At 63.4% G+C, this 1,028-nt stretch carries 1 protein-coding gene; it reads right to left on the bottom strand.

Annotated elements, in window-relative coordinates; all coding sequences use genetic code 11:
• Positions 1 to 1,028: Ig-like domain-containing protein (locus V5P19_RS22920; RefSeq protein WP_334407817.1), on the bottom strand; the 1,028-nt coding region annotated here is incomplete at both ends.

The following is a 1,028-nucleotide window of genomic DNA, read 5'->3' on the forward strand; positions in this document are numbered from 1 at the left end:
GCGGTGGTATCGAGGGTAAAGTTCCAGGCCGCATCATCGGTGCCGCTGATCTGCGGGCCTTCCAGTCCGGCCTTGTCCACCGCCGCTGCGGTAAAGGCGTGGTCGCCCGCCGCCAGGCCGGTTTCCGGCGTGAAGCTCCAGTTGCCGTTTTCATCCACCGGCGCGCTGCCGATCAGGGTGCCGTTGTCGTAGATATTGACGTGGTCAATATCCGCCGTGGCTTTGCCGGTATAGGTCGGACGCGTGTCGTCTGTCACGCTGCCGTCAGCGATGGAGCCGGTAACGGTGCCCACATCGTCAACCAGATCCAGCGAGCCGCTGACAATCCCGGAAGTGGTATTGTCCGGCGCGGTGGTATCCACGGTGAAGTCCCAGCTTCCGTCGTCGGTGCCGCTGGTCTGCGGCCCTTCCTGGCCCGCCTTGTTCACGGCGGCCACCGTCAGGGAGTGATCCCCTTCCGCCAGATCGGTTTCCGGCGTGTAGCTCCAGTTGCCGTTTTCGTCCACCGGGGCGCTGCCAATCAGGGTGCCGTTGTCGTAGATATTGACGTGGTCGATATCCGCAGTGGCTGTGCCGGTATAGGTCGGACGGGTATCATCGGTAGTACCGCCGTCAGCAATAGGGCCGGTTACCGGGCCAACATCGTCGGTCAGACCCAGCGAGCCATCCACGATCCCGGAGGTAATGTTGTCCGGCACGTTGGTATCAAGGGTAAAGTTCCAGGCCGCATCGTCGGTGCCGCTAACCTGCGGGCCTTCCAGTCCGGCCTTGTCCACCGCCGCGGCGGTAAAGGCGTGGTCGCCCGCCGCCAGGCCGGTTTCCGGCGTGAAGCTCCAGTTGCCGTTTTCATCCACCGGCGCGCTGCCGATCAGGGTGCCGTTGTCGTAGATATTGACGTGGTCAATATCCGCCGTGGCTTTGCCGGTATAGGTCGGACGCGTGTCGTCTGTCACGCTGCCGTCAGCGATGGAGCCGGTAACGGTGCCCACATCGTCAACCAGATCCAGCGAGCCGCTGACAATCCCGGA

This window comes from Enterobacter sp. UNJFSC 003, assembly GCF_036903355.1.
In the GTDB taxonomy this organism is placed as follows: Bacteria; Pseudomonadota; Gammaproteobacteria; order Enterobacterales; family Enterobacteriaceae; genus Enterobacter.